Annotated in this window: 24 protein-coding genes; 8 read left to right on the top strand and 16 right to left on the bottom strand. The window is 44.5% G+C overall.

Annotated elements, in window-relative coordinates; translation table 11 throughout:
• Nucleotides 1–48: 48 nt before the first annotated feature.
• Nucleotides 49–726: a transcriptional regulator YeiL gene (locus FC61_RS07035; protein WP_035464760.1), complete on the top strand. Its 678-nt coding sequence runs from the start codon at nt 49–51 to the stop codon at nt 724–726.
• Between the two features lie 70 nt (nt 727–796).
• Here the strand turns inward: FC61_RS07035 and FC61_RS07030 are convergent, their stop codons facing one another.
• Nucleotides 797–1,774 carry a cation diffusion facilitator family transporter gene (locus FC61_RS07030; RefSeq protein ID WP_021742055.1) on the bottom strand — a complete coding sequence of 326 codons (978 nt, stop codon included), beginning with the start codon at nt 1,772–1,774 and terminating at the stop codon, nt 797–799.
• A gap of 315 nt (nt 1,775–2,089) precedes the next feature.
• Here FC61_RS07030 and FC61_RS07025 point away from each other — a divergent pair, with 315 nt between their 5' ends.
• Nucleotides 2,090–3,262 (top strand): iron-containing alcohol dehydrogenase, encoded by a 1,173-nt coding sequence (locus tag FC61_RS07025; RefSeq protein ID WP_003593433.1) that lies wholly within the window; start codon nt 2,090–2,092, stop codon nt 3,260–3,262.
• Between the two features lie 91 nt (nt 3,263–3,353).
• Nucleotides 3,354–4,007, top strand: coding sequence for an HAD-IA family hydrolase (locus FC61_RS07020; RefSeq protein ID WP_021742056.1), 654 nt, complete (start codon nt 3,354–3,356; stop codon nt 4,005–4,007).
• A 58-nt stretch (nt 4,008–4,065) separates the two neighbouring features.
• Here FC61_RS07020 and FC61_RS07015 read toward each other — a convergent pair whose 3' ends face one another.
• Nucleotides 4,066–4,698 carry a GyrI-like domain-containing protein gene (locus tag FC61_RS07015; RefSeq protein WP_021742057.1) on the bottom strand — a complete coding sequence of 211 codons (633 nt, stop codon included), beginning with the start codon at nt 4,696–4,698 and terminating at the stop codon, nt 4,066–4,068.
• Between the two features lie 114 nt (nt 4,699–4,812).
• Here FC61_RS07015 and FC61_RS07010 point away from each other — a divergent pair, with 114 nt between their 5' ends.
• Nucleotides 4,813–5,205, top strand: coding sequence for a DUF1398 family protein (locus tag FC61_RS07010; RefSeq protein ID WP_011668765.1), 393 nt, complete (start codon nt 4,813–4,815; stop codon nt 5,203–5,205).
• 58 nt (nt 5,206–5,263) lie between these two features.
• On the opposite strand, the gene FC61_RS07005 is transcribed toward FC61_RS07010, so the two are convergent.
• From FC61_RS07005 to FC61_RS06980, 6 genes are all read right to left on the bottom strand, one after another.
• On the bottom strand, nt 5,264–5,800 hold the full coding sequence (locus FC61_RS07005; RefSeq protein WP_021742058.1) for a YbhB/YbcL family Raf kinase inhibitor-like protein: 537 nt from the start codon (nt 5,798–5,800) through the stop codon (nt 5,264–5,266).
• 96 nt (nt 5,801–5,896) lie between these two features.
• Nucleotides 5,897–7,258, bottom strand: coding sequence for a sugar porter family MFS transporter (locus FC61_RS07000; protein WP_021742059.1), 1,362 nt, complete (start codon nt 7,256–7,258; stop codon nt 5,897–5,899).
• A 259-nt stretch (nt 7,259–7,517) separates the two neighbouring features.
• A complete protein-coding gene (locus FC61_RS06995) occupies nt 7,518–8,201 on the bottom strand; it encodes an ABC transporter ATP-binding protein (protein WP_021742060.1) in 684 nt (227 codons plus the stop codon).
• A gap of 11 nt (nt 8,202–8,212) precedes the next feature.
• The gene (locus FC61_RS06990) at nt 8,213–9,271 is read right to left on the bottom strand and encodes an ABC transporter permease (protein WP_021742061.1); all 1,059 of its coding nucleotides are present in this window, start codon (nt 9,269–9,271) and stop codon (nt 8,213–8,215) included.
• Nucleotides 9,272–9,274: 3 nt separating this feature from the next.
• Nucleotides 9,275–9,796 carry a TetR/AcrR family transcriptional regulator gene (locus tag FC61_RS06985; protein WP_011668770.1) on the bottom strand — a complete coding sequence of 174 codons (522 nt, stop codon included), beginning with the start codon at nt 9,794–9,796 and terminating at the stop codon, nt 9,275–9,277.
• A 139-nt stretch (nt 9,797–9,935) separates the two neighbouring features.
• Nucleotides 9,936–11,126 (bottom strand): MFS transporter, encoded by a 1,191-nt coding sequence (locus tag FC61_RS06980; protein ID WP_011668771.1) that lies wholly within the window; start codon nt 11,124–11,126, stop codon nt 9,936–9,938.
• A 498-nt stretch (nt 11,127–11,624) separates the two neighbouring features.
• On the opposite strand from FC61_RS06980, the gene FC61_RS06975 reads away from it, so the two are divergent.
• Genes FC61_RS06975 through FC61_RS06965 form a run of 3 tightly spaced genes read left to right on the top strand, consistent with a single transcriptional unit; the run spans nt 11,625 to nt 13,818 of the window.
• Nucleotides 11,625–12,074 carry a NanQ anomerase/TabA/YiaL family protein gene (locus FC61_RS06975; RefSeq protein WP_021742065.1) on the top strand — a complete coding sequence of 150 codons (450 nt, stop codon included), beginning with the start codon at nt 11,625–11,627 and terminating at the stop codon, nt 12,072–12,074.
• An 11-nt stretch (nt 12,075–12,085) separates the two neighbouring features.
• A complete protein-coding gene (locus FC61_RS06970) occupies nt 12,086–13,333 on the top strand; it encodes an MFS transporter (RefSeq protein ID WP_021742066.1) in 1,248 nt (415 codons plus the stop codon).
• 17 nt (nt 13,334–13,350) lie between these two features.
• Nucleotides 13,351–13,818, top strand: coding sequence for a NanQ anomerase/TabA/YiaL family protein (locus tag FC61_RS06965; RefSeq protein ID WP_015474520.1), 468 nt, complete (start codon nt 13,351–13,353; stop codon nt 13,816–13,818).
• 353 nt (nt 13,819–14,171) lie between these two features.
• Here the strand turns inward: FC61_RS06965 and FC61_RS06960 are convergent, their stop codons facing one another.
• The 5 genes from FC61_RS06960 to FC61_RS06940 form a co-directional block, all read right to left on the bottom strand.
• Entirely contained in the window at nt 14,172–14,903 is a 732-nt protein-coding gene (locus tag FC61_RS06960; protein WP_035464765.1) for an L-ribulose-5-phosphate 4-epimerase, read from the bottom strand.
• Between the two features lie 15 nt (nt 14,904–14,918).
• On the bottom strand, nt 14,919–15,806 hold the full coding sequence (locus FC61_RS06955; protein WP_021742068.1) for an L-ribulose-5-phosphate 3-epimerase: 888 nt from the start codon (nt 15,804–15,806) through the stop codon (nt 14,919–14,921).
• Entirely contained in the window at nt 15,803–17,335 is a 1,533-nt protein-coding gene (locus tag FC61_RS06950) for an FGGY-family carbohydrate kinase (RefSeq protein WP_021742069.1), read from the bottom strand. Before FC61_RS06950 ends, FC61_RS06955 begins: the two co-directional genes overlap by 4 nt.
• A 14-nt stretch (nt 17,336–17,349) precedes the next feature.
• Nucleotides 17,350–18,354, bottom strand: coding sequence for a hypothetical protein (locus FC61_RS06945; RefSeq protein WP_035464767.1), 1,005 nt, complete (start codon nt 18,352–18,354; stop codon nt 17,350–17,352).
• Between the two features lie 130 nt (nt 18,355–18,484).
• Nucleotides 18,485–19,441 (bottom strand): NAD(P)-dependent oxidoreductase, encoded by a 957-nt coding sequence (locus FC61_RS06940; RefSeq protein WP_021742071.1) that lies wholly within the window; start codon nt 19,439–19,441, stop codon nt 18,485–18,487.
• Between the two features lie 476 nt (nt 19,442–19,917).
• Between FC61_RS06940 and FC61_RS06935 the strand changes: the two genes are divergently transcribed.
• The gene (locus tag FC61_RS06935) at nt 19,918–20,925 is read left to right on the top strand and encodes a LacI family DNA-binding transcriptional regulator (protein ID WP_035464769.1); all 1,008 of its coding nucleotides are present in this window, start codon (nt 19,918–19,920) and stop codon (nt 20,923–20,925) included.
• Nucleotides 20,926–20,972: 47 nt separating this feature from the next.
• Here FC61_RS06935 and thiW read toward each other — a convergent pair whose 3' ends face one another.
• The 3 genes from thiW to FC61_RS06920 form a co-directional block, all read right to left on the bottom strand.
• On the bottom strand, nt 20,973–21,467 hold the full coding sequence (gene thiW, locus FC61_RS06930) for an energy coupling factor transporter S component ThiW (RefSeq protein ID WP_035464796.1): 495 nt from the start codon (nt 21,465–21,467) through the stop codon (nt 20,973–20,975).
• 188 nt (nt 21,468–21,655) lie between these two features.
• A complete protein-coding gene (locus FC61_RS06925; protein WP_035464770.1) occupies nt 21,656–22,627 on the bottom strand; it encodes an AEC family transporter in 972 nt (323 codons plus the stop codon).
• 116 nt (nt 22,628–22,743) lie between these two features.
• Nucleotides 22,744–24,213 (bottom strand): malolactic enzyme (locus tag FC61_RS06920; RefSeq protein ID WP_081038152.1); only part of this gene is annotated, 1,470 nt, incomplete at its 5' end.

Below are 24,213 nucleotides of genomic sequence, written 5' to 3'. Positions count from 1 at the left end.
CAGTATCTTGCTAGACTAACTATGAGAAATCTCATATTAGGAGTAATCATGGTCAAAATTAATGATGCCAATTTAGTGAAACAATTTATCCTTAATAGCCATTACTTAGCCCAATTTTCAACGGATATCACCGCACAAACCCAACTGATTAAATTTCCAGCCCAGTCATTTATTGTCAAAGAATCGGCTACGCCTGAATATATTTATTATCTCGTGAAGGGGCGCGCTAAGCTTTATGATGTTATGGCTAATGGTAAAGTGACACTCATCGATTTCTTTACCCCGCCTTGTTTTATTGGTGAAATGGAACTCATCAATCCAGCAAGCACGCCTTACAGTGTTCAAGCGATTGAAGACTGCTGGTGTCTGGCCGTATCCATTCGGGACAACCAATCACAATTGCTCAATGACCCTGTCTTTTTAAAGCACGTTTGTATTTACTTAGCGCAAAAGAATACCCGCAATATCGAAACGGCTTCTCAGAATCAATCCTTTAGTTTAGCGGAACGGCTAGCGGCATTTATCTTATTAACCACGTATCATCATTATGCTGAAAAACATACTCAGGTTGCCGCTTATTTAGGCGTGTCATACCGCCATTTGCTGTACGTTTTAGCTCAGTTTGTTAAAGCCGGATACCTCGTCAAAGATAAGCCTGGGTATCTAGTAACCAATGGAACCGCCTTACAAGAACTAAGCCGTGACGTAACTAACTCCAACCGTTAACTAATAAATTACCGCCAATCAACATAAAAACTGCGAACTCAAACGCGTTCGCAGTTTTTATGTGCCCCGACTAGCTAGCCGGTACAACCATCACATCCGTATCAACAATCCCGAATTGCTGACGCATGGCGGCCTCAATCTCTTCGCCAAGCTGGTAACTGTCCTGCACTTCCATATGGGCATCCACCGCGATTACCAAATCCAGCGTGACAACATTCCCATTATAGTGGGCCTTTAGTTCCATCACCTGTTGGACTGCCGGAAACGCCAGCGCTGCTTGCCGAAATTGGTCTTCCACCTGTGGGTCAAAGTAGTCCGCCAAATTCAAACTACTCTCACGGAAAATTTTAATGCCCGATGTCAGGATAAAAATCCCCACTAAAATACTGGCAACGCCATCCAACCAATCGAGCTTGAAGATCAACGCCCCACCGATAGCAACTAACGTTCCCAGACTGGTAACCGCATCGCTCAAACTATCTTGCGCCGCCGCTGTTAAAGCCGCATTTTTTAAACGACGACCGGTTTGCCGATTAAGCCACCAGACGCCTAGCATGATGACTGCGGCGATTCCAGCTCCCAATAGTGTAATGGGTTGGGGTACTTCTTGACTAGCCGGATGCATCAAGCTCCGGATCCCGCTATAGATAACACTTGCCGCGATCGCAATCATGACAATCCCCGTAATCATGGTGAAGACCGTTTCGTAGTGAAACCGCGTCAATTGAAGTCGCTGACCATCCTGCTCTAAATCTTCTGGTAGCGGTTGACCCATCAAGTCATCGTCATCAATATCACGAGCAATATGGATACCCACGAATAACAATACGGAGGAGATAATCCCGGATAAATTGTTAAAGGCATCCGCCCGCAAGGTTTGCGAATGACCAATAATGGCTAAATAAAACTCAATCACCGAAATGGCTAAATAAGCGCCGACATTCAACAATAAATGTTGTTGGGCGCCCCGGAGTTTTTGTAATTCTTCTTGTTGGCGGGCGTGCCACGTAGCTTGCTCCTGCTGTCGATGTTCATTTAAATCTTTCATCTCTAAGCCCTCTTATGTTCTGATTATCTCTATTATACCCGTTAACGTCGTCACAATCGTCAAGCAGGCAAAATGTTCGTGCGAACGGCCTTATTGTATATTTTTTCATTAATGCCACTTTCTGTTGAAAGCGGTAAAAATACTGACAGTAAAATTAATCATTACGGTTTAAATCGCCGACAAATTAGCACTTTATTGCACAATTAAGGGACTTTTACCCAAAAACGATTGCAAACTGTAAATTTATTAGTTATAATTGCATTGTGAAATTGGTACTAATTGTTTTCAAAACTTCCGAAAGAAGGCATTTGTATAATGGCTGAACGTAGTTATGACTTTCTGATGCCCAGCGTCAATTTCTTTGGCCCTGGTGTCATTAGTAAGATTGGTGATCGAGCAAAGATGTTAGGGATGAAAAAGCCCGTTATCGTCACGGATAAGTTCCTTGAAGGTTTAAAGGACGGCGCCGTGGAACAGACTTTGGATTCTTTAAAGGCTGCTGGTGTGGACTACGTTGTTTACAACAACGTTGAACCCAACCCTAAGATTCGTAACATCAAAGAAGTTAAGAAACTTTACGAAGAATCCGGTGCGGACTCCATCATCACTGTTGGTGGGGGTTCTGCTCACGATACTGGTAAAGGTGCCGGCATTATTTTGACTAATGGCGACGACATTACCAAGTTGGCTGGGATTGAAACACTCGACAAGGCTTTGCCACCATTAATCGCCGTTAACACGACGGCCGGTACTGGTTCTGAATTAACCCGTCACGCGGTTATCACGAATGAAGAAACCCACTTGAAGTTCGTGGTTGTTTCATGGCGGAACATTCCGTTGGTTTCATTCAACGACCCAACTCTAATGCTCGATGTGCCTAAGGGCTTAACCGCAGCTACTGGGATGGATGCCTTCGTTCAAGCCGTTGAACCTTACGTTTCCGTTGACCACAACCCTATCACCGACTCACAATGTGTGGAAGCTATCAAGTTGATTGAAACTTCCCTTCGTGAAGCCGTTGCTAACGGCCACAACTTGGACGCTCGGACTAAGATGGTCGAAGCTGAAATGTTAGCCGGGATGGCCTTCAACAACGCCAACTTGGGTTACGTTCATGCCATGGCTCACCAACTCGGTGGTCAATACGACGCACCTCATGGTGTTTGCTGTGCCTTACTTCTACCTTACGTTGAAGAATATAACATCATTGCTTGCCCAGATCGTTTCGCCCAATTGGCTGAAATCATGGGTGAAAACACTGAAGGCCTATCAACGCGGGATGCTGCCGAATTAGCCATCAAGGCCATGAAGCAATTATCCGAAGACGTTGGTATTCCTCACTCAATCAAAGAAATTGGTGCTAAACCAGAAGACTTTGAATTGATGGCTGAAAATGCCTTGAAGGATGGGAATGCTTTCTCTAACCCTCGTAAGGGGACAAAGGAAGATATCATCAAGATTTTCCAAGCTGCCTACGACGCTGAATAATTTAACGTAATATGATGAAAAGCCGCCGAATTTCGACGGCTTTTTTAGTGTTTGTGCGTATACTTAAAGATAGTCAGAGAGGAGTCTCATCATGGAAAAATACTTAACGTTTGACTGCTACGGTACACTACTCAATGAAGAGGCAACCTACGCAGCCATCGAAACAGTTGCTGATAAAATCGGCGTCGATCCACGACTAGCCCGGCAACGCTTTATCACCTATCAAGATAGTCGGGATAACATGCATCCCTATCTCGATTACGCCATTTTGACGCGTAATAACTTGATTCATCTCGATTATCAATTTGGTCTAACCCATCAGTTCGAACGCTATTACGTAGATGTTCTGATTGCTCACCGTAGTTTAAAGCCTTTTCCCGAGGTCATTGGCACCTTAAAGACGCTGCAACAACGCGGTTATCACTTAATCATGATGTCCAACTCATCGTGGGATATTATTCCCGCCAACGCTGCGGCTTTAGAAGTTTCCTTTGATATTTGGACTGCTGAGGACGTTCACACGTATAAGCCTGACCCGGTTTTCTTCAAAACAGTGGCAGCACACTATGATTTGACCCCAGCAAACCATTGGCACATTGCCCAAGGATACGGTAGCGACATTGTCACGACCGATGCGCTTGGCTGGCAGTCAATTTGGGTGAACCGTGACCACGCCACTCCCACAACCACTGCACGACCAACACATGAGGTCCATAACTTGGCTGAGATACGCCAATGGCTGTAACAAGCACTACCTGCTAAAAAAACTAGGCAATGTCCCCTACGGACACTGTCTAGCTTTTTTAAGCATTGGTTGATTCAATCTTATACCGCAACACCGTCTTGGCCTTCTCCGGTGCAGTCCGTCGTGGATCAGTTAAGTAAATCTCACGGTGCCAGTAGTCGCCCATCGTGGGCACAACTCGGTAATGCTGATCGGTCAATACCGTTTGGAGCTGGGCAAAGGTTGTGGGCTCTGTGTCAAAGGGGCCTTGATGAATAGTTTGCAGCACCTGCCCCTCCGCATAGGGTTCCCAGGCCAAGTGATCCAACCATGGATTAGGCTTCTTAGTGGTCACGCGTGCGACACTTGCTTGAAAGTCAGTGACCGTTAGGCGATCTGGCTGACGCAACATAATTTTGTACCGTAGAGCCGCCTTATTCAAGGTAGCGCCACGCGACCCATCACTTGTCGTCCAGACCCCTTCGAGCGGATACACCACGTATTCATAGGGGTCGCCCAATTCACCACGTTTTAACGCCATGCGCAGGTCGTAGGCCACACTATATAAGGCCCCCACCTGTTCACTAAATAACGGCCCATTGGGATCACCCGTTCCTTCTAAGGTGATAAAATTCAGCCGTGGCAAGGTCAAAATAGTCGGTTCTTTAGGCAAATACCACGCTTTTTCTGCTTTACGCCATTCATGCTTCATTGTGCCACCTCCATCTTCTCTATTATACCAAGAACTACCAAGGCACCTAATAATCCTTGTATTAATTTATAAATTTCGGTAAGCTAGCCCTATTCCAGCAAAGGAGTTCAAATAATGACGTTAGACTACCATGCAATTGAACAGGCTGTTAAATCTGAAACCAATGCCGGTGAGTTCGCTGATCTCATGCGGACTTTCCGTGAATTAGGCGTTCAACGCTACGATTATCTTGTGGCGGATGGCCGTTACCGGTACTACGATGCCGACAGCCATATCGATTTACAGATGAATGGGGTACCTCAACCAGTTGCAGCAACTAGTAACGCCGCTAAAATCAAAGCGGCCGTACTCGCCGCTCAGGCTGGCCAATTTGACTTTACACGTTTCTGTCAACTGGCTGGTGAAGCTGGCGTTCCCGTTTGGACCAGTGACCTTATGAGTAAGACTGTCAGTTACTATGACCATGAGCATCACGTACTACTGGCTGAACCAATTCCCGGCCTCTGATAAGCGTCTAGTATTTTGGCTAATCAAAAAGTTGCGGCTTGAAATAGGCCGCAACTTTTTACTTTTTCGCGTACAACAGGTTCACATGCGTTTGTGCTACCACGTGTCCCTCAACCATGCGTAAAAATTCATTGTATAAGTACCCTGACGTAACGGGCAACGTCGTGTCAACTGCCGTTACCGTTAACCGGTACGCATGAACACCACCGCGCGGCCGAGGTCCCGCGTAGTGCTTGGTTAAGTCATAGCCGCGCTGTTTGAAATCTGTGGGCTGATGAATTTGATCAATAATCATCGGTAGGGTATTGGTACCTTGCGTAAAGGTAGTAGTTTGGCTAGCATTATCCGGAACCACGACTTGACCGGCCGTTACCGGCAGATTAGCGCCTAACCAATGAATCCACGAGAACCCTACAACCGGAATCGTATCATGATCAATCAAGCTAAATGCTACGGTCACGGCCGCTTTCGGTAAATCCGTTACGGTGAACGGAAACGAACGTAAATTAATTCCATCAACCAGCTCATCGGCGGGCTGATTGATACCATACTCATCTGGCAAATTAGGTAGCGCAAACGGGACTTGAATTTGCATGACGTCATCGCCTCTTTCTATAAAAATCCGTACGCTCTACTCTACCACTTTTAAGCACATAAAAACGTCTGGAAAAATTCCAGACGTTTTTTTAACTTATTTAGCTTGGTGCCGTAAATCCATTTCGATTTCTTCCAGTGATTTGCCCCGCGTTTCGGGAACCAAGTAGTGGACGAAGAACATGGAGAGTACCGCGAAGACGGCAAAGACGGCAAATGGACCACCAACATTGTTGTGGAAATATGCCAACATAACCAAGAAGAATTGTGAAACCAAGAAGTTCCCAATCCAGTTGGCCGCTGAACCAATCGATGACCCGATTCCCCGAACACTCAATGGGAAGATTTCACCGATCAATACCCACGCAATTGGTCCCCATGAAATAGCGAAGCCAAAGATATAAACCCCAATCAGGATCATCGTCGGCACAGCCGTTGAATGGATATCCATCGTAAAGTTCATCACTGCCAGAACGCCCAAGGAAAGGGCCATGACGATTGACCCAAACATTAGGAAGGCTTTCCGGTTAAACTTATCCATGATAAACGTGGCCAGAATTGTCACAACGAAGTTCACAATCCCAATACCCACAGAAATCCAAATGGCGCTACCTTCCGCAAACCCGAAACCTTTAATGAAGACTTGCGGTAAGAAATAAATCACAGAGTTGATCCCAACTAATTGCTGTAGCAACATGATTCCGACCGCAACAATCACGGCTGGTCGCGCAATCGTGAAGAGTTCCTTCACACCACCCTTAGGCTGCTTAGCAACTTCTTCAATCTCAGCCAACTCTCGCTTTGGATCGTCAGCTGTATTCTTCCGCAACATCTTTAACACACTCAGTGCTTGCGTTGAATCACCCTTTTCGGCTAAGAACCGCGGTGATTCGGGTAATAAGAGTCCCCCAATGAGCAATAGAGCTGCTGGAATCAAGGCTGACCCCAACATCCACCGCCAATCACGGATGCCCAAGAGGTTATGATTTAAGAAACCAAGGTTAGAAACGTATGCCAACAAGATTCCCAAAGTAATCATCAACTGGAATAATGTTCCCAACGAACCCCGACGTTCAGCAGGTGCCAGTTCAGCAAGGTAAGCTGGTGTCAGTGCTGAAGCTGAACCCACGGCCAGGCCCAAAATAATTCGGGCAACGACCATCGACCAGAAACCAATCGCAATCATAGACAACGTTGATCCCAATAAGAATAAGATGGCAGCCAAGATTAATAGGCGTTTACGACCATAACGGTCTGCCAATGGTCCGACACCTAAGGCTCCTACCGATGACCCAATCAACACGGAAGAGGTAATAAATCCCGTTTGACCAATACCTAAATTAAAATTGCTTTCAATCAAAGGCGACGCTCCAGAGATAATCCCTGTATCAAACCCAAAGAGTAGTCCTCCGAGTGCCCCGAATGTAAAAATAAAGAATGTACTTAAATGTCTATTCATCTTACCGGTCCTCACCCTTCATAAATAATCAGCAAATAAAAGATAGCACTAATCCATATCCTTGTAAACGCTTACTATAAGCGGTCGCACCCGGTTTGCCAAGCAATATGCTCGCAAATTAGTCTATACCAATTATAGTCCGAACTAACACAAAAAGGCCGCCTACTAAAGCGGCCAATTACTAGATTAAAAACCAATTTCGTGAAACTCTCGACAAACTACTATCTCAAATTTTATAAATTTTTTTGTAATGCGCCATCTAATCCTCTGCTTGATCCAAAGCCAACTTTCCATCCATTAATTGATACGTTTTGTCAGCGAAGTCTCGTAGACGAATATCATGGGTCACAATCACGACTGCCTTGTGGTGCTGCTTGGCTAGATTCCGAAAGAGTTGACCGACCACTTTGACTCGATCACTATCCAAAGCAGCGGTCGGTTCATCGGCCAAGATGATATCAGGATTTTGATATAGTGCCCGAGCAATTGCCACTCGCTGTGTTTGACCTCCGGAGAGTTCGTTGGGGTACCGGTTGACTAGCTTAGAAATCCCCAGTTGGTCAAGTAGATCTGTCAGTTGATCGTGCTTTAAATTACCTTGCGCCTTCACGCGATCGACTAGCGTAAATTGGTCTTGAACCGTTAGGTAAGGGACCAGGTTATAAGCTTGTAGAATAAAGCCCACTTTGTTCAGACGGAAAGCATCACGCTTTTTCGGTGATAGCTGATTCATGGCCTGATCTTGAACCAGTACATCCCCAGTAGTCGGTGTCTGAATTCCTCCGGCAATCGTTAGAAAGGTACTCTTACCCGACCCAGACGGTCCGATGACTAGGCTGACCTCACCGGCCGTTGCTTGAAAATTCACATCTTTTAGAACAGTTACTTCACTCGTATCGTGACCAAATTTTTTCGTCACATGCGTTAAAGTTAATGCTGGCATATTCAGTCCTCCTATCCAATGACCTGAACGGGGTCAACTTTTAGAATCACTCTGACCGGAATCAAGGCACCAACGACACCCGTCAGGATAATTCCGGCTGTCACGCCACTGAGTAGCGGTACGTTAAAGCTCAACGGAACACCAAACGGTAAAATAACAACCGTCGCAGCGGTTAAGGCGGCCCCAATGAGCAGGCCTGAAATCACTAGCACGAGCGCCTGACTAACCGTTGTCGTCACTAATACCCGGGCCGGAATACCTTGTGCGCGGAGCACCCCATAGTTTGGTAACTTTTGCATGGTCAAGATATATAAGAAGACCGCAATAACAACCATTGAGATCACTAATAGAAAGGCAATCATGAAGGTAAAGGTCGTTGTCTGTGCTGAATATCCCGGTAATTTATTGATAAATTGACTCATTTTTAAGGTCTTCAAACCACTAGTCTTCGCTTGATAATTAGCGCGATTCGACACCACACCACCAGCTTGAAAACGATCCGTTAGGTTACTCAACGTTCGCCACGTCCCTAATGTGCCATAGATGACCGGCGCCACGCTGAGCTTAGCATCCTTGGTGAAGCCGACAATTGTATACTTGCCACCATCTGTGTTCAAGGTAACCTTGTCACCCAGCCGATACCCTTTATCCTTAAAACTACTATCGACCATAATCTGGTTTACGCGCGTTGGCTTGTGACCAGAACTGGCCTTGAGTTGCTTATAAATGAATTCATCACGGTTAATACCAACAAATTGCGACGAAATCTTTGCTTGACCCTTAGCTTTGGCTACCACACCAGCTTGGCCAATATAAGCTTCATGGCTAGTTAATTTAAGTTTATTAGCCGTTTTCTTGCTAATCAACGATTGCGCCAGACTCTCATTGGCATCGCTATTCAAAGCAATCTTTTCAGCGTTCCACGTCGAAATGGCCTGCGTGTTTTGTTGCGCTAGTCCGTATGCCAAACCACTCAACACAAAGACCAGATAACTCACGAGTACCACCATCGCCACAATTAGCCCATAACGCAATTTTTCATGGCGGATTTCTCTAAGTGCTAAAAACATTGGTCATTCCTCCTGACTTGCTAATAAGTTTAACGCCTGCTGGAGACGTTGCAAGATAACTGCTTGGGCAGTTGGCTGCTGCATCACTTCTTTAATGGCAGCATGACTCAATGTCATTGCTGCCCAATCCACTGCTGATAAATCCACCGATACTGGCAATGGCGGTACCAGGCTTTCATTTTCAGCATAGTGCCGTTGAATTAATTGGTAGTATTGTTGGCTATTCGTGACGTGCTCCACAAATGCAGCCACAGCATCATAATAACGTTGCGCTTGGAATTGACCCGCGTTGACGGGACCAAAGCCCGCGTGAATATCGGCTAAGGCCGTATGAAACAAAAATTGGTAAGCATCCGTTAAATCCGCAAAGTATTTATAAAAAGCACCACGGGCAATTCCTGCCGTCTTAACAATTCTAGCCACTTGAGCATCCGCTAGACTGTGCGCTGAAAACTCCGTGAGTAACGCCGCCGTCACACGCGAGCGTTTCGCGGCTGGTAAATTGGTAAATGTCGTCGTTGGCACGTTTAATCAGTCCTTCCCTCAACCTTAAGTGACACGGCGTCACTTAAGATTGAAATGAGTATAGCATCTCGTGTGACACCGTGTCAACTTAAAGGCAAAAAAATAGTTACCTAGATGGTAACTACCTTTAACGACGCCATTATCCGTTATTAACTGTCAATTTTTCAGGTTCGCCGATGCGTAAATGTCCGATGAATGCCAGTACCAAGAAGACCAGCGCAACACCACAAACACCCGTCCAACCAGCCTGACCCCAAGCCCAAGTCGCTGCTAAGGTGCCGAATGACCCACCTAGAAAGTAACTAAACATAAACACAGAGTTGTTCCGGCTACTTTGCTGCCGATTCAGCGATTGGACAATGGCCTGATTCGATACCTGGCTAAACTGCGTCCCTAAATCCAACAGGATAATCCCAACAATCAGACCGAATAGCCAATGACCAGCTAGCCAAAAAATCACGAAGGCTATTCCGGAAAATACCATGCCTAACCCAACTGTCAACCGTGGGGAACGCTGATCAACTAGGGTTCCAATCATCGGAGCAGCCAAAACACCAGCAATCCCCAATAAACCTAGTAATCCAGCAACATTACTACCCAAATGATACTGAGCAGCTAAGTAAAAGGCCAATGTCGACCAAAGAACATTTGATATGCCAAAAAGACAAAACCCATTAAGTGCCGCTCCTTGCAAGGGCTTTTGCGTCACTAACAACTTGGGCAAGGTTCGAATAACGGCGCCATAGTTGAGGGCCCGATGTCCCCGTTGATCACGAGGAAGGCGCCAGTGAACGATGACTAAGAAGAATAAATCGATTACCGCGGCCACGAGGTAAATGTTCTGCCAAGGAATTAAACTTCCCAATAGACCACTGAAGGAACGGGATAGCAGAATACCGGTCAGTAACCCGCTGAGAACCACGCCCAATACTTTCCCCCGTTGGAGCGCCGGTGCTAGATAACCAGCGTATGGAATAATGATCTGTGGCGCCACCGAAGTAACACCAACCAGTGTCGTCGCAATACCAAATACCGTGACTGTCGGTGCCCAGTAAGCCAATAGTAGAGACAAGATAGAAAGCCCCATCATAAATTGAATGAGGTGATATCGATCAAAGATATCGCCCAAAGGAACAATCAATAAGAGGCCAAAGGCATAGCCCAGCTGGGTCAACATCGCCAACAAACCAACGATTGCCTTAGATACTCTAAAGTCTGTGGCAACTAGGTTCTCAATTGGTTGAATAAAATTCAAATTCGCTACAATGACCCCAGTTACAGTGGCCATCAATAAAAGCGTTCTACGTGATAACGTTACTTGTCTTGTCACTGAAAAAACCTCCTAGCTAAAGTTTAAAGCTTTTAGCTGGAAATGAAAATGACGATTATAGTTAGACATGGGGATGGTATATTCCGTTAAACACTAAAAGCAAAAAATCTATTAATTGGTTAATCGGGTAACATAACATCAAAAAAATATAAAGATTGTTTTTTGCAAACAACTATTTTTTAAATTTTTATTTTGTGAAATTTTATAAAAATCAACAAAAAGGCGAAACAAACTTATCGCTTTATTCGCCTATTCGTAAGCGCTTACGACACGTTGACGGATTTATTTAAAAAGTGGCTATTGTGAAATTAAGCATAAAGGGTTGAAAATGTATTTGCAATCGTTTACAATGACGTTGCTAAGTTAGTTAAGCGATTAACTCGATTAGCTATTTTTTATTTATAAATTTTAAAAGGCCTTAAAAACAGCAATTATTGAATTGTTTTTTATTTAAATTCTTTGTTAATCGCTTAACCTATTTCAAAAGGAGGTATTTACGTGCTATTCGTTAATTTAGAATCCTTTGATTCCCAAGACTATGCGCGGCTTCAAGAGGCCGTGACTTTCCTTAAAACCACCGATCTAACCACTACGCCCTTGGGTCGAAGTCATCAAGACGGTGAGCGTTTCTACATGCAAACCTTAGAGTATGACACTGAGCCTATCGAAAACTTTGATTTTGAAATTCATCATCACCGTTTAGACTTGCATTACATTGTCAGCGGTGAGGAACGTATCGATGTGGCACCCAATACAAACTATGTCGCTTTAAATCCCTGCAACACTGACCGGGACCTACAGTATGTCCAACGACCTGCTGTATTTAATCAAGTACTTTTACATCAAGACGATTTTGTTTTAATCGGCATGCACGAACCACATCGTACCAACGGCGTAATTTCCACACCAACGCACGTTAGAAAAGTTGTTCTCAAACTCGGTAGATAAGGAGCCTCATTATGGATAATTCTGCAGCACATGGTAAGTGGAGCGGTCGTCAGATTATGGTGCTAGCTGGCATTTGGCTAGCTTTTCTAATTAGTTTTATTACACGACTATCATGGTCAACTATCATGCCATCTGCCATTGATTCTCTACATTTCACGGTTCAACAAGGAAATTCGTACTTAACCGCCTTTTATATTGGGTACGCCATCACAGTTTTACCTGGTGGCATGCTAGCCGATAAATTTGGTTATAAAAAGCTCTTACTAGCCGCAGTTTTAGGCAACTTAATTGTCATGGGCGCCATGGTCTTCATGCAGGGGTACTGGGACGGCCTCGCTTTGCGGTTTATCTTAGGACTGGTCAGCGGTCCTGATTTATCCGCTTGCTTGGGGATCATCACTGAATGGTTTGATGGCAAAAAACGGGCCACAGCCACTGGGATTTTTAACATGTGTACTTCATTTGGTCTAACTGTTATTAATTTGTACGCACCAACAGTTATGGTTCACTACGGCTGGCGGGCCGCAATGGGGGTTACCGCCCTCTTTCCATTAGCCGCTCTGATATTCGCTTACTTCGCCTTGCGTGGCAACCCACCATTTCCACAACAGTTTGGTATCAAGGAGGCCAATGGTCAAATTGAAACAGAAACCGCTATGACTCGTCTCAAAAAAGCTATCAACAATCGTAGCGTCTGGATGTTAGCAATTACTGGTCTGTTCGCTACCGGTGCTAAGTGGGGTGTGACGAACTGGGCTAACCTCTTCATCGTTAAAAACTTAAAGTTTGATGTCGTTACGGCCGGAACAGCCATGTCTATCTTCGGGATTACCTCTGTGATTTCCATGGTAGTAGCTGGTTGGATCTCCGATCATTCAAAATGGTCTCGGCATGCCTGGGCAGCCATTTTTATGGCTATCTTCACACCAACCATTATTGGTTTTGCTTTAACTCCCCAGGGTAGTCTAGGCATGTTGTACTTTTGGACTGGGGCTATGGGGGTTGGGGCCTTCATGTTCAGTACCATCACGAACAATCTCTCCGTTGAAGTTGCACCTGCCGATCAGCGAGGAACTGTTTCTGGCTTTATCAACGTCTTTAACCAAGTTGGTTCATTCTTGGCCCCCGTCCTATTGGGCCAATTATTAGCATCAACTGGGAGCTATGTGACGTCCTATCTCACAATCTCAGTCTTTCCAATCATTGCCGTCGTCGCCCTACTCTTTGTTCGTGAGTCCGATGCCGACAAAAACAATTAATAAAGGAGAAATAACTCATGGAATTTGGTCTTAGTACAAATCATCAACGTAACGAAAAGGTTCAACAACGCATTCAAACTGCGCTCGACTGGTTAGATGCTCGGTCAACTGAAGAACTACTAGCTGAACCAATCGGTAATAAGGTGATTGCAGACGGTGTTGAATTACGGTTTCAGGAATACGACACACGCGATTATGCCACGATGAACTATGAAACCCACCGTGACCACATCGACATTCATTACATGATTACCGGTGCTGAATGGGTTCGCTGGGCTGACGCTGGCACCGCAGAAGCTGCCAGTGATTATGATCCCGAAGTGGAAATTCAATATTTTAAACACCCTGCTTTTCACAGCAAAGCCCTCTTAACTGACCGCCACTATGCTATCTTTGATCCAACTGATTTACATGCGGCCCACGGAATCGTTAATGGCAAGGTAACCCATAATCATAAGTTATGTGTCAAAATTGCGCTTAATTAAATTCAGTTTGCCTGACGACTTCATCTCCTAATGTTAGTCGGCAAAGCCACTGATCCAGATTATCTCCCGGATCAGTGGCTTTTTAATGTTGTTTATTCCAACCACCTCTATCTAACCATCTACCAGATAAGGCGGAACAATTGACTTTTAAGGCTACCTTTAATCGGACTGCTCAAACAACGCTATAACAGATTCTAAGTCTTGATCCAACAAGTTCTCACATTCTCCGCTTAATAGGCTATCATAGCGGACGCCTCAGTAATTACAGCCTATTTCTCATATCCGAAATCAATAAAGGCCCCGGAAACTAGCATAATCCTTGCTAATTTCCGGGGCTCCTTATTGTTCATTTATTATTCGCGAGCAGCATGATCCTTAGAGTGCGCGTTGTTTTGTCCGTAATAGGCATTGGCACCGTGCTTTCGGAGGTAGTGCTTATCGAGCAGGTACTGTGGTAGTTCTGAATTTGCTCGCGTCAATTGTAATGTATGGTAGTCTTCTTCAGCGACAACCTCCAATACCTTGGCATTGTAAACCGCCTTGTCAGGTGTTGGTCCCCAAGCGAATGGTCCATGTTGACTGACCAATGCTGCCGGAACAGCCTCATAGTCCAACCCCCGTTCATTAAAAGTCTTCACGATTGTCTTGCCTGTGTTGCCTTCATAGTCTGATTCAATCTCTTCTTTCGTTAATGCATCCGCTGCTGGAACATCATCATAGAAAGTATCGGCATGGGTCGTGTTCATCGCTGGAATATCCATCTTAGCAGCAGCAAACGAAACCGCCCATGGTGAATGGGTATGTACGATACCGCCAATATTTGGAAAATGGTTGTAAAGATACGTGTGGGTCGGCGTATCACTAGATGGATTTAGCTCTCCCTCAACCACCTTACCATCTTTCAAATTAACAACAACCATATCCGTCACCTTAAGCTCTGTATAGGGCACGCCAGATGGCTTGATCACGTATAGACCCTTTTCCCGATCAACACCAGAGACATTCCCCCAAGTAAAGGAAACCAGCCCTAATTCAGGTAACCGCATATTAGCCTCATAAACATCCTGTTTTAATTTTTCTAACATTATTGTCATCCCTTCTTATTGCGCTAGACTTGCAATGGGTTCCTGTTCAATGCCGACCTTTTTAAAGAGGTCATCAAAGAACTTCTTAGCTTGTTTAACCTCGTCAATGGCGTTATCAGCCGTTCCCGTCCACATCTCAATCGTGTAACTACCGGCATACTCTAACCGGGTTAGCAACCGCAGACAGCCCTCAAAATCAACACAGCCTTCACCAAAAGGGACCTCTTTGAACTGCCCTTTAAAAGTAGGTGTTACGGCGAGCGTGTCTTTTAAGTGCACTGCAGCTACATCAGCCATATTATTTTCTAAATCTTCGGCCACGTCGTTTTCTGGCCAAGCACTGATGTTACCTAAATCAGGATACCCTTGCAAAAAGGGACTTTTAATCATGGTTTTATAGTGAGCAATTTTTGTCAGCGAATTAATAAACGGATCATCCATCGTTTCAATCGACAAAGTCACCAGTTTCTTAGCCGCCATCTCAACACACTTACGCAAATTCTCTGCAAAATATTCCCGGCTTTGAACGGTCTTTTTCTCGTAATAGACATCATAGCCCGCCATCTGAATATTTTTAATGCCCAGATCAACCGCTAGATCAATCGCCTTTTGCATAATTTCCAAAGACTTAGCTCGAACTTTAGGGTCAGCTGAGCCCAATGGAAAACGGCGATGGCCTGACAACATCAACGTATTGATCCGACTATGTGTCGTCCACATTGCATCACGAAATGCAGCCCGTTGCTCTCGTGTCCAGTCTAGTCGTGCTAAGCGTTCATCACTTTCATCAATAGAAAATTCTAGGAAATTAAAACCCAATTCATGAACCAAATTGAACTTTTCTTTCCAGGTTAAATCTTGCGGTAAGGCTTTTTCATAAATGCCAAGTGCATTAACTGTCATTGTTCTGCTCCTTCTTGGAATTCTTTCAGCGCTGTCCAGTTGCCCTTCAATGCTGTTAATAACGACAAGTATGCCGTATATTTTTGATCGTAAATTTTGACTTGATCGGCTTGCGGTTCATAGCGAGCCTTCACCCGTGACATATGCGCTGCTGCTGTCTCCAAGTCTGGGTATAACCCGATTCCTACGGCAGAGGTCATCGCACCACCGAGACCACCTAATTCATTAGATGACACCAATTCAATTGGTATATTTAAAATATTGGCAAACATTTGCACCCAGCTCGGTGAGTTCGTACCACCACCTGACATACGGATAACACTAGGTTGATGCCCCAACACCTTCAAGAGCGCCTGCACATGATACCGATGGGCAAAGGCAATCCCCTCATAAACAGCCCGTAACATTTCCGATTTGGTCGTATTACTACGCAACCCAATGAACGAACCAGTAGCTTCAGGATCTGTGTTACTACCGTATAGGAATGGGAAATAAATTAACTTGGCAAAGGTCGCATCTGTATTAGCCAGGAAGACTTCAAGATCGTCGTAAATTGACTTGCCCTGATCTTGCGCATCGCGTAATTCCGCTGTCATTAACAGCTTGATCATAATGGCCAAATTCCCAGCAGACGTTGGGCTAGATGCCTCGATCAAGCGTTTCCCAGTTGGGAAAATTGAGTTCATCAAGCCACTAGCTTCTGAAGCCATCGTGTCATTCGGGAAAATATTCATATTCCACGTACCGGCAACCAAACTAAATTTGTCATTATCCAAAACACCTGTGGCAATGGCACAGGCATCAATATCAAACATGCCACCAAACACGGGTGTTCCCGCCTGAATCCCCGTTACTTCAGCTGCCTCCGCAGAGATAACCCCGCACTGATCCGTCGCTTGAATCAGTTGTGGTAGGTTATTCGCCATTTCTGGAATCCCAAAAAACGCTAAAATTTGTGGATCATAATCGGCTGTCTCTAAGTTCAGCAGATGGTTCCCCGAAGCATCACCCACTTCCTGGCAAACTTCTCCCGTTAATAAAAAGCGAATAAAATCCTTGTTCGATAGCACAGCACCAATTTGCCGATAGTTTTCTGGTTCGTGATCCTTAAGCCACCGCAATAGCACCGGTGCTTGACTCGCCATCACATGTTGATGACTAATCGCATAAATATCATGAATTCGTTTTTCAAAATTAATCGCGTATTTTTCAGCTCGGCTATCGGCCGACAGGATGCCGTCCATAAAAATATGGTGTTGCCGGTCCAATACATAAAGCCCTTTACCATGCCCCACTGTCGTAACACCACTGATTTGATCGCCTGTCAGGTTGGCCCGCTGCAAAGCATCACGTGACGCGGTACCAAGCGCTTGCCACAAATCAGCTAGATTAGCCTCATGGAAACCTGCCTGACGTTCTCGATTTTTGGTAGGGAACGCCGAAACTGCTATCTGTTTCCCTTGATCATCAAAAATCGCAACCTTGGTATTAGTTCCACCATTATCGATAGTTAAAAAATAACTTGTCATGAGTTACTTGCCTCCTATTCGAGGTCGATTGCGTATACCGCAACTTGATTGGCCTCGCGATTGGCAGATAATAGATAGGTTTGCCCATCCTTTTCATAGACCGTTACGTTACTAGGCCCCACCTGTTCGTCAATTAGCTGTGTAGCTAAATGATCACTGGTAATTAATTCGAGATCTTGCTTTCCCGAACGCCAGCCAAAGATGAAGTAATCGCGATCGCCTAACCGGCCACCCCAGATAGCATGACCAAACGGTGTGTCAGCAGCACTCTTTGTAATCGTCTTAAAGTTATGATCCGAAATTCGTAAGTAAGGGCCGTGGAATCCTTCAATTGTCAGGTATTCCGGTTGACCATCCTGATTAATATCGGCACTAAAAATATCAGATGTTTCCGTCGTAGATAATTGCAATAACTGCCAATCGTGTGTGGCAGCTGGCGGTACTAATTTAAAGATCCCCTGAACGCCTGTAATCAAGGCATAGCCATCCATTCGCTTGTAACCATGATTTTTAGTCAATCGGAAATCCAAAGCCCGAAGGTTAGAGACTTGTTCTTGAGAATCATCGTAATCGCCCACCCAAACCTTACCAGGATCGGACCAATCGTCGATATCTTTCTTAGAATTAGCAATTGTGCATCCCACATACCAATAGCCTGCCTCATTAGGCTTAGTCAATAGGTCAAAACGATGTACGTATGGAAAATCTCCCACAATCGTTTGATCCCAACCCCGACCATTAAAAGTTTCTTTTACAATACGACACGTAGCGGAATTAAAGCCTGGATAAAATCGTTGTGTTGCTAAGAAATTAAGTGTGCCGGGGATTTGTACCATCGTCATCGTGCCACCAACATCAGGCCAAACGACTGTGCGCGCATAGTCATTATTTAAGTCATAAGCATAGCAGGGTTGCTTTTCTTCAGATGCGACGACTAAAAAATCTTGATCTGCGTGTTTCAATCGCATAATGGCGTAGCAATGATCCAACTCGTCTTTAAAAACCTTTGTGAATTTCAAAAAAATAGCCTCCATATCTTATTTTTAGTTAACCGGTTAACTAAAAGCGTATACTTTACTCATTTTTATTAATCAACAAATAAACGAGACCAAAGACTGTCACCAGCCTCTTTGCTCTCGTTCGTCAATCCTACGCGTTAACTTGGTTAACAGCTTTCCCTTCATTTATAAATGAAATTAGATTATTTGAGGCTTCTTGTGCAATCGCTGTCCGCGCTTCTAAAGTCCCAGTTCCAGCATGAGGCGACATAATAACATTATCCAAAGACCGTAGTTCAGCAGATACCGTTGGTTCGTGTTCGAAAACATCTAAACCAGCACCAGCAATTTCACCTGTCTTTAGGGCAGTTACTAAATCGGCTTCTTTGATCAACACACCTCGTGCTGCATTGATAATGTAAGCCGTAGACTTCATCTTGGCAAAGACATCTCCGTTAAAGATTCCCATCGTCGAAGGTAGTGCTGGTGCATGTAAAGTAATTACGTCAGCTGTTTTAACCAACGTATCAAAATCAACGTACGTTACATCAAGTTGCTCCTCTAAATCATGGTCTAGCCGACGAACATCGTTGTAAATAACCTTCATGCCCAACGCCTGACAGAAACGGCCAACTTCGGAACCGATCCGGCCCATCCCATAGATTCCTAACGTCTTACCTTGAAGGCTCATACCCATATAGCGTTTTTCAGAAACATCCATCCAATGGCCTTCACGAACCACTTTATCGTAGAAAGCCAATCGACGAACAGTCGCCAATAATAACGCAAAAGTCATTTCTGCTGTTGGTACGCGAACGCCCATCGGACAATTTGAGACAACAATCCCTTTTTCCTTAGCGTAAGCAATATCAACATGGTCAAAACCTACACCATTAGTTGTAATGATCTTAAGATTTTTACCAGCATCAATCAATTCACGATCCGCTTTGGTTCCCATCAATAGCAAGCCATCAAAGTCTGACAGATTGGCTAAAATCCAATCACGAGATTCTTTTTCAGGGTCATAGGTCACATCAAAAGCTGATCGGAGGTCCGTTAGGCCTTCTTCGGGAATGATACCAGTCACTAACACTTTTGCTTTACTCATTGGTGCACGCTCCTTTAAATAATTTTTAATCAAGCTGTTCAGATTACATCTGGTAATCCGGTTAACCACAAGTTAAAATCATTAAAAATATCTAAACTACGAATCCTAATTTTTAACTACAAATCCTTTTAATTAAAGAAATAAAAGGCCTATCGTTAATGAAATTAGACTCAAAACTTACTTAGTTAATTTCGAATGTTTTAGTTAAGCGATTAACTACTTTACAAAAAGAATTCTAAAGCTATCTACCGCTTTTGTCAACTGAATACTTTATTTTCGTTAGCGCTTCCATTACTACCGATTCAAGCTATTAATCCAAAAAGTTGGTAAATAAGCGTTTTCAGTCTAGACAATTAGTGCTAAAACGGTTTAATGTTAAGGTGTTCATTGATATGCTAAGAGTATTCAACTCAGAAAAAGACACGTAATCATGCTAAAATAATATGACGCAATCAAAAAATAAATGGGGGCTCATTTTGGATAAATTTACCATCAAAGATATTGCCAAGCTGGGAGAAGTCTCCACAGCAACCGTCTCAAATTTTCTAAACGGAAACTATGCAAAAATGTCAGCAGCTACGCGAGAAAAACTAGCTGGTATTATTAGCAAAACCGATTATCATCCAAGCACTACTGCGCGTAACCTTGCCAAAAACGAAAACAAAACGATTGGGGTCTCTGTTGCGGATATCACAAATCCGTTCACAACACCGGTTATTTCCGGAATATCTGAACGGTGCGAACAATACGGTTACAAGATGATCTTCACCAACTCAAATAACGATGAACAGCGTGAAATTGAAAATATTAATCGTATGCGAGAAGAAGAGGTTGCCGGCCTAATCATTGATCCAGTTAATCCCGACAGTAGCATCTATAATCAACTTTCAAACGCTTATACTGTGATTGTTGATCGTCAGTCACGCCGAACTGTAATTGACACGATTGTGACGGATAATATGAATTCTGTGAACAGCATGGTGACACAGATGCGAAACAAAGGTTACGATGACCTATATTTCATCAGTTGGCCACTTGACGGTGTCAGTACTCGACTAAATCGGTACACTGGGTTCAAGCAAGCTACTCAATACTTAACTGATGATCATCTATTAACGATTCCTTATGATACTGAGCTCAATAAAAGTAGCCAATTTGATCAAACATTTTCGAACATCATGGCCAAACCTCATAAAAAAGTTGGCTTTTTTACCATGAATTCACGCGTTCTGTTACAGCTTTTGACAACTGCCCAACGGCTTTCTTATACGTATGCGGCGGATTTTGGAGTCGCCACTTATGAAGAGTTTGAATGGATGCAACTCATGAATCCTGGAATTAGCTGTATCCGTCAAGACTCTTTCACTATCGGTTACTCCGCAATGGATCTACTTAAAGATAAGCTGGAAACCAAATTTACAAATGAACCAGTTCCACAAATCAAAACGGTCCCAACTAATCTCATTATTCGTGAAAGTTTTTAGCTATTAAAAAACTCGCAACCTCCACTTGAAGAAGGTCGCGAGCTTTTTCATTTACGTTGCTGCGGCACAATAATACGTGACCACAAGGCTCTCAGCACCCCATATCCCACAATGACACCCACTAACGCACTCATAAAGAAACTGGGGAGAAATAACCAGACAGCTCCAGTGGTCCCCAGTAGCCACGTTGCTAGCGGATAAGCTGCTAGTGCGCCCAAAATACCAGATCCCAATAGTTCACCGACCGCTCCTAGCCACAATTGGCCTGATTTTTGAAACAGATAGCCACTCAACACGGCCCCAATCATACTTCCCGGAAAAGCCAGGATCGTCCCCGTTCCTAAAACATTCCGCAGAACCGACGTCAAAAATGCTTGCGCTAATGCCCACCATGGCCCTAGTAAGACACCAGTCACTAGATTCAATAAATGTTGCATCGGCGCCACTTTAGCCACACCTAAATTAAAAGAAAATAAACTGCCGCCAATCGTGTCTAATGCCACGAGTACAGCTGTCAGTACCATGGGGTAACTTCGCTTCATCATCAGTTAAGGTCCCTTCGTTGGTGCTTTTTCATCTACTATATGATGGGGCCGCCTTAATCACAATTCATGATAACCTGTACCGCTTAAGGCACCACTGTCTAAGTCGCTTAATTATCATCTTTTCCAAATTACGACCATAAAAAAACGTGATACCACTAAAATTAGTCGTATCACGCGTTTGAAAACTAGATAAATTGAATTAAGGACATCAGGATCGGTACCACGATAATGAACAGTACCGTACTGGTTGTCACCACGTTAGTTGCATATTCCACGTCACCATGGGCTTCATTCGCCAAGATTGGTAAAACAGCCAGCATCGGTGTCGCTGATTGCACAATCAACGTTTGAGACGCCATTGTTGGGAAGCTAGCACTGAAATGCCCAGCGACAAGCAAGACCGCTACCATGATAATCGGTGACAGGACAAATCGTCCTAGCAGCGCCACAATCGTATCACGATCGAAGTGAATACTCTTGAGTCCTGCGTCCGCCAAAACAATCCCAATATAAATCAAGGATAATGGTGTTACTAGATTACCAACATACGTCAACGTTGAGTTCACAAAGCTAATCTTCAGAATTGGAATATTCAGCAATAAGAAGACTAGTGCCACCAGGAAACCCACTAATGGCATTGGGATAACTTGTTTCCAATTAATCTGATGATGTTGCTTTTCCTTCGGCTTGGTTGGATCATCGTTAGAAATCAAGAAGACCCCAAATGCCCAAGTCGACACCGTGTTCACAATATAGTAGACCAAGAAGTAGGTCATACTGTTATCGCCAAACAAGGCAATGTTTAACGGTAGCCCAATAAAAATCGTGTTGGCGTTGACGACCGCGTTAATAAAGATCCCCTTACGTCCCGGCCGAACATGCATGATCCGTACCAAGGCAAAGGCAATGAGATAGCCAATGATGACGGCCAGAAAGGCATATACCAAGTAACCGGAAAAGGAAACCAGTTGCCCGCGTGTCAATCGACTTAACACAGAAACGAAAATTGAGGCAGGCAACGCAATGTTCTTAATAAACTTTGAAATTGTCCCACCAAACTTATCATCGAACCAGCCTTGTCGCCGCAGGATAAAGCCGAGTACCATGATTAACACAACAACTAAAACACTTTGAATCGAATTCCACAAAACAGCCACGAGCTATTCGGCCCCATTTCTCTCATGATTTAACTCTCTCTTATGCCGGTCCAACTGCCGTATCGGGCCGAACACGTGGTTCTTAACCGTTCTTAACCGTTCTCAACGATTCACATTTACTTGTATTCTGGCACCCATTTCATATCAGCAACTGCTTGCTTAACGTCACTGATCGGTTCCTTGTTTAGACCCTGATCAACAACGCTCTGTGCAACAACTTCAGCCAACTTTTGGGAGAATTCTGTCAGCTTAGAAACGGGTGGCAATACAGCGGCACCGGCTTCACTCGTATCCACAATGCCACCTAAAGCGTGGCAAGCCGCCGATAAAGTTTCCCCGTTTAAGACCTTAGCTGTTGAAGCAACCAGCCCAAAACCTAAACCAGGATACATTAACGCATTGTTACCCTGGCCAATGTGGTAAGTCGTGCCATTGTAATCTACGTCAGCTGCGGGAATCCCAGTCGCAACCAGCGCTTGACCATCAGTCCATTTGATCAGATCTTCGGCCTTGGCTTCCGCTAACTTCGTTGGGTTAGATAGTGGGAAAATGATTGGCCGTTCGGTATGCGCAGCCATGTCCTTAACGATTGCTTCCGTAAAGGTTCCCGGTTGCGTCGATGTCCCGATCATAACTGTTGGGTGAACCGTCTTCACAACAGCGGCCAAATTAGTCAAGTCTGCCGCGTTGCTGAAATCAGCACGTTCCCGGGTAAACTCACTCTGAGCGGCCGTTAAGTCAGGCGTATCGCTGAACAATAAGCCTTGCTTATCAACAGCATAGAAATGCTGACGGGCTTCTTCTTCGGATAGGCCGGCGCGCTTTAATTCATCCAAAATTTGGTTGGCAATTCCCATACCTGCTGTGCCGGCACCAAAGATCAAGAACTTTTGGTCTTTGATGTTTTCCTTAGAGATGTTTAAGGCCCCTAAAATCCCGGCCAAAACGACCATCCCGGTGCCTTGAATGTCATCGTTAAATGTAGCAATCTTATCCTTATATTTGTCCAAAATGACTTGGGCATTGGACCGGCCGAAGTCTTCCCAGTGAAGGAGTGATTCTGGGAAGAGTTTTTGTTCTGCGGCTACAAATTGATCGATAACCGCATGGTATTTATCACCATAAACCCGTTCGTGATGATTCCCTAAATATAGCGGATCGTTCAGCAACGTCTGGTTGTTCGTTCCGGCATCAATGCTAACTGGCAAGACTTGTGCTGGATCAATTCCAGCCGCCGCTGTGTAGACCATTAGTTTACCAACGGCGATGTCCACCCCGTTAACACCCCAGTCGCCCATACCCAAAATTCCTTCGGCATCAGTCACAACGACTAACCGAATGTCACGATCACCCGCAGCGTTCTTCAGTGTTGCTTCGATATCTTCTGGTGCATCAACGGAAATAAAGGCTGCGTTTTGCGGATCCGTGAATAAATGACTGTACTGCTCAATGGAATCAGCCACGGTTGGATCATAAACGATTGGCATAAATTCAACCACATGTTCATCCATTAAATGGAAGAATAATGTCCGGTTTTCGTTAAAGAGGTTCATTAAGAAAATCCGCTTTTCCAGGTCACTTGGCTT

It is taken from the genome of Levilactobacillus brevis ATCC 14869 = DSM 20054, assembly GCF_001433855.1.
In the GTDB taxonomy this organism is placed as follows: Bacteria; Bacillota; Bacilli; order Lactobacillales; family Lactobacillaceae; genus Levilactobacillus; species Levilactobacillus brevis.
The sequence above is the reverse complement of the archived record's forward strand: the minus strand, read 5'-3'. Positions and strand labels throughout refer to the sequence as shown.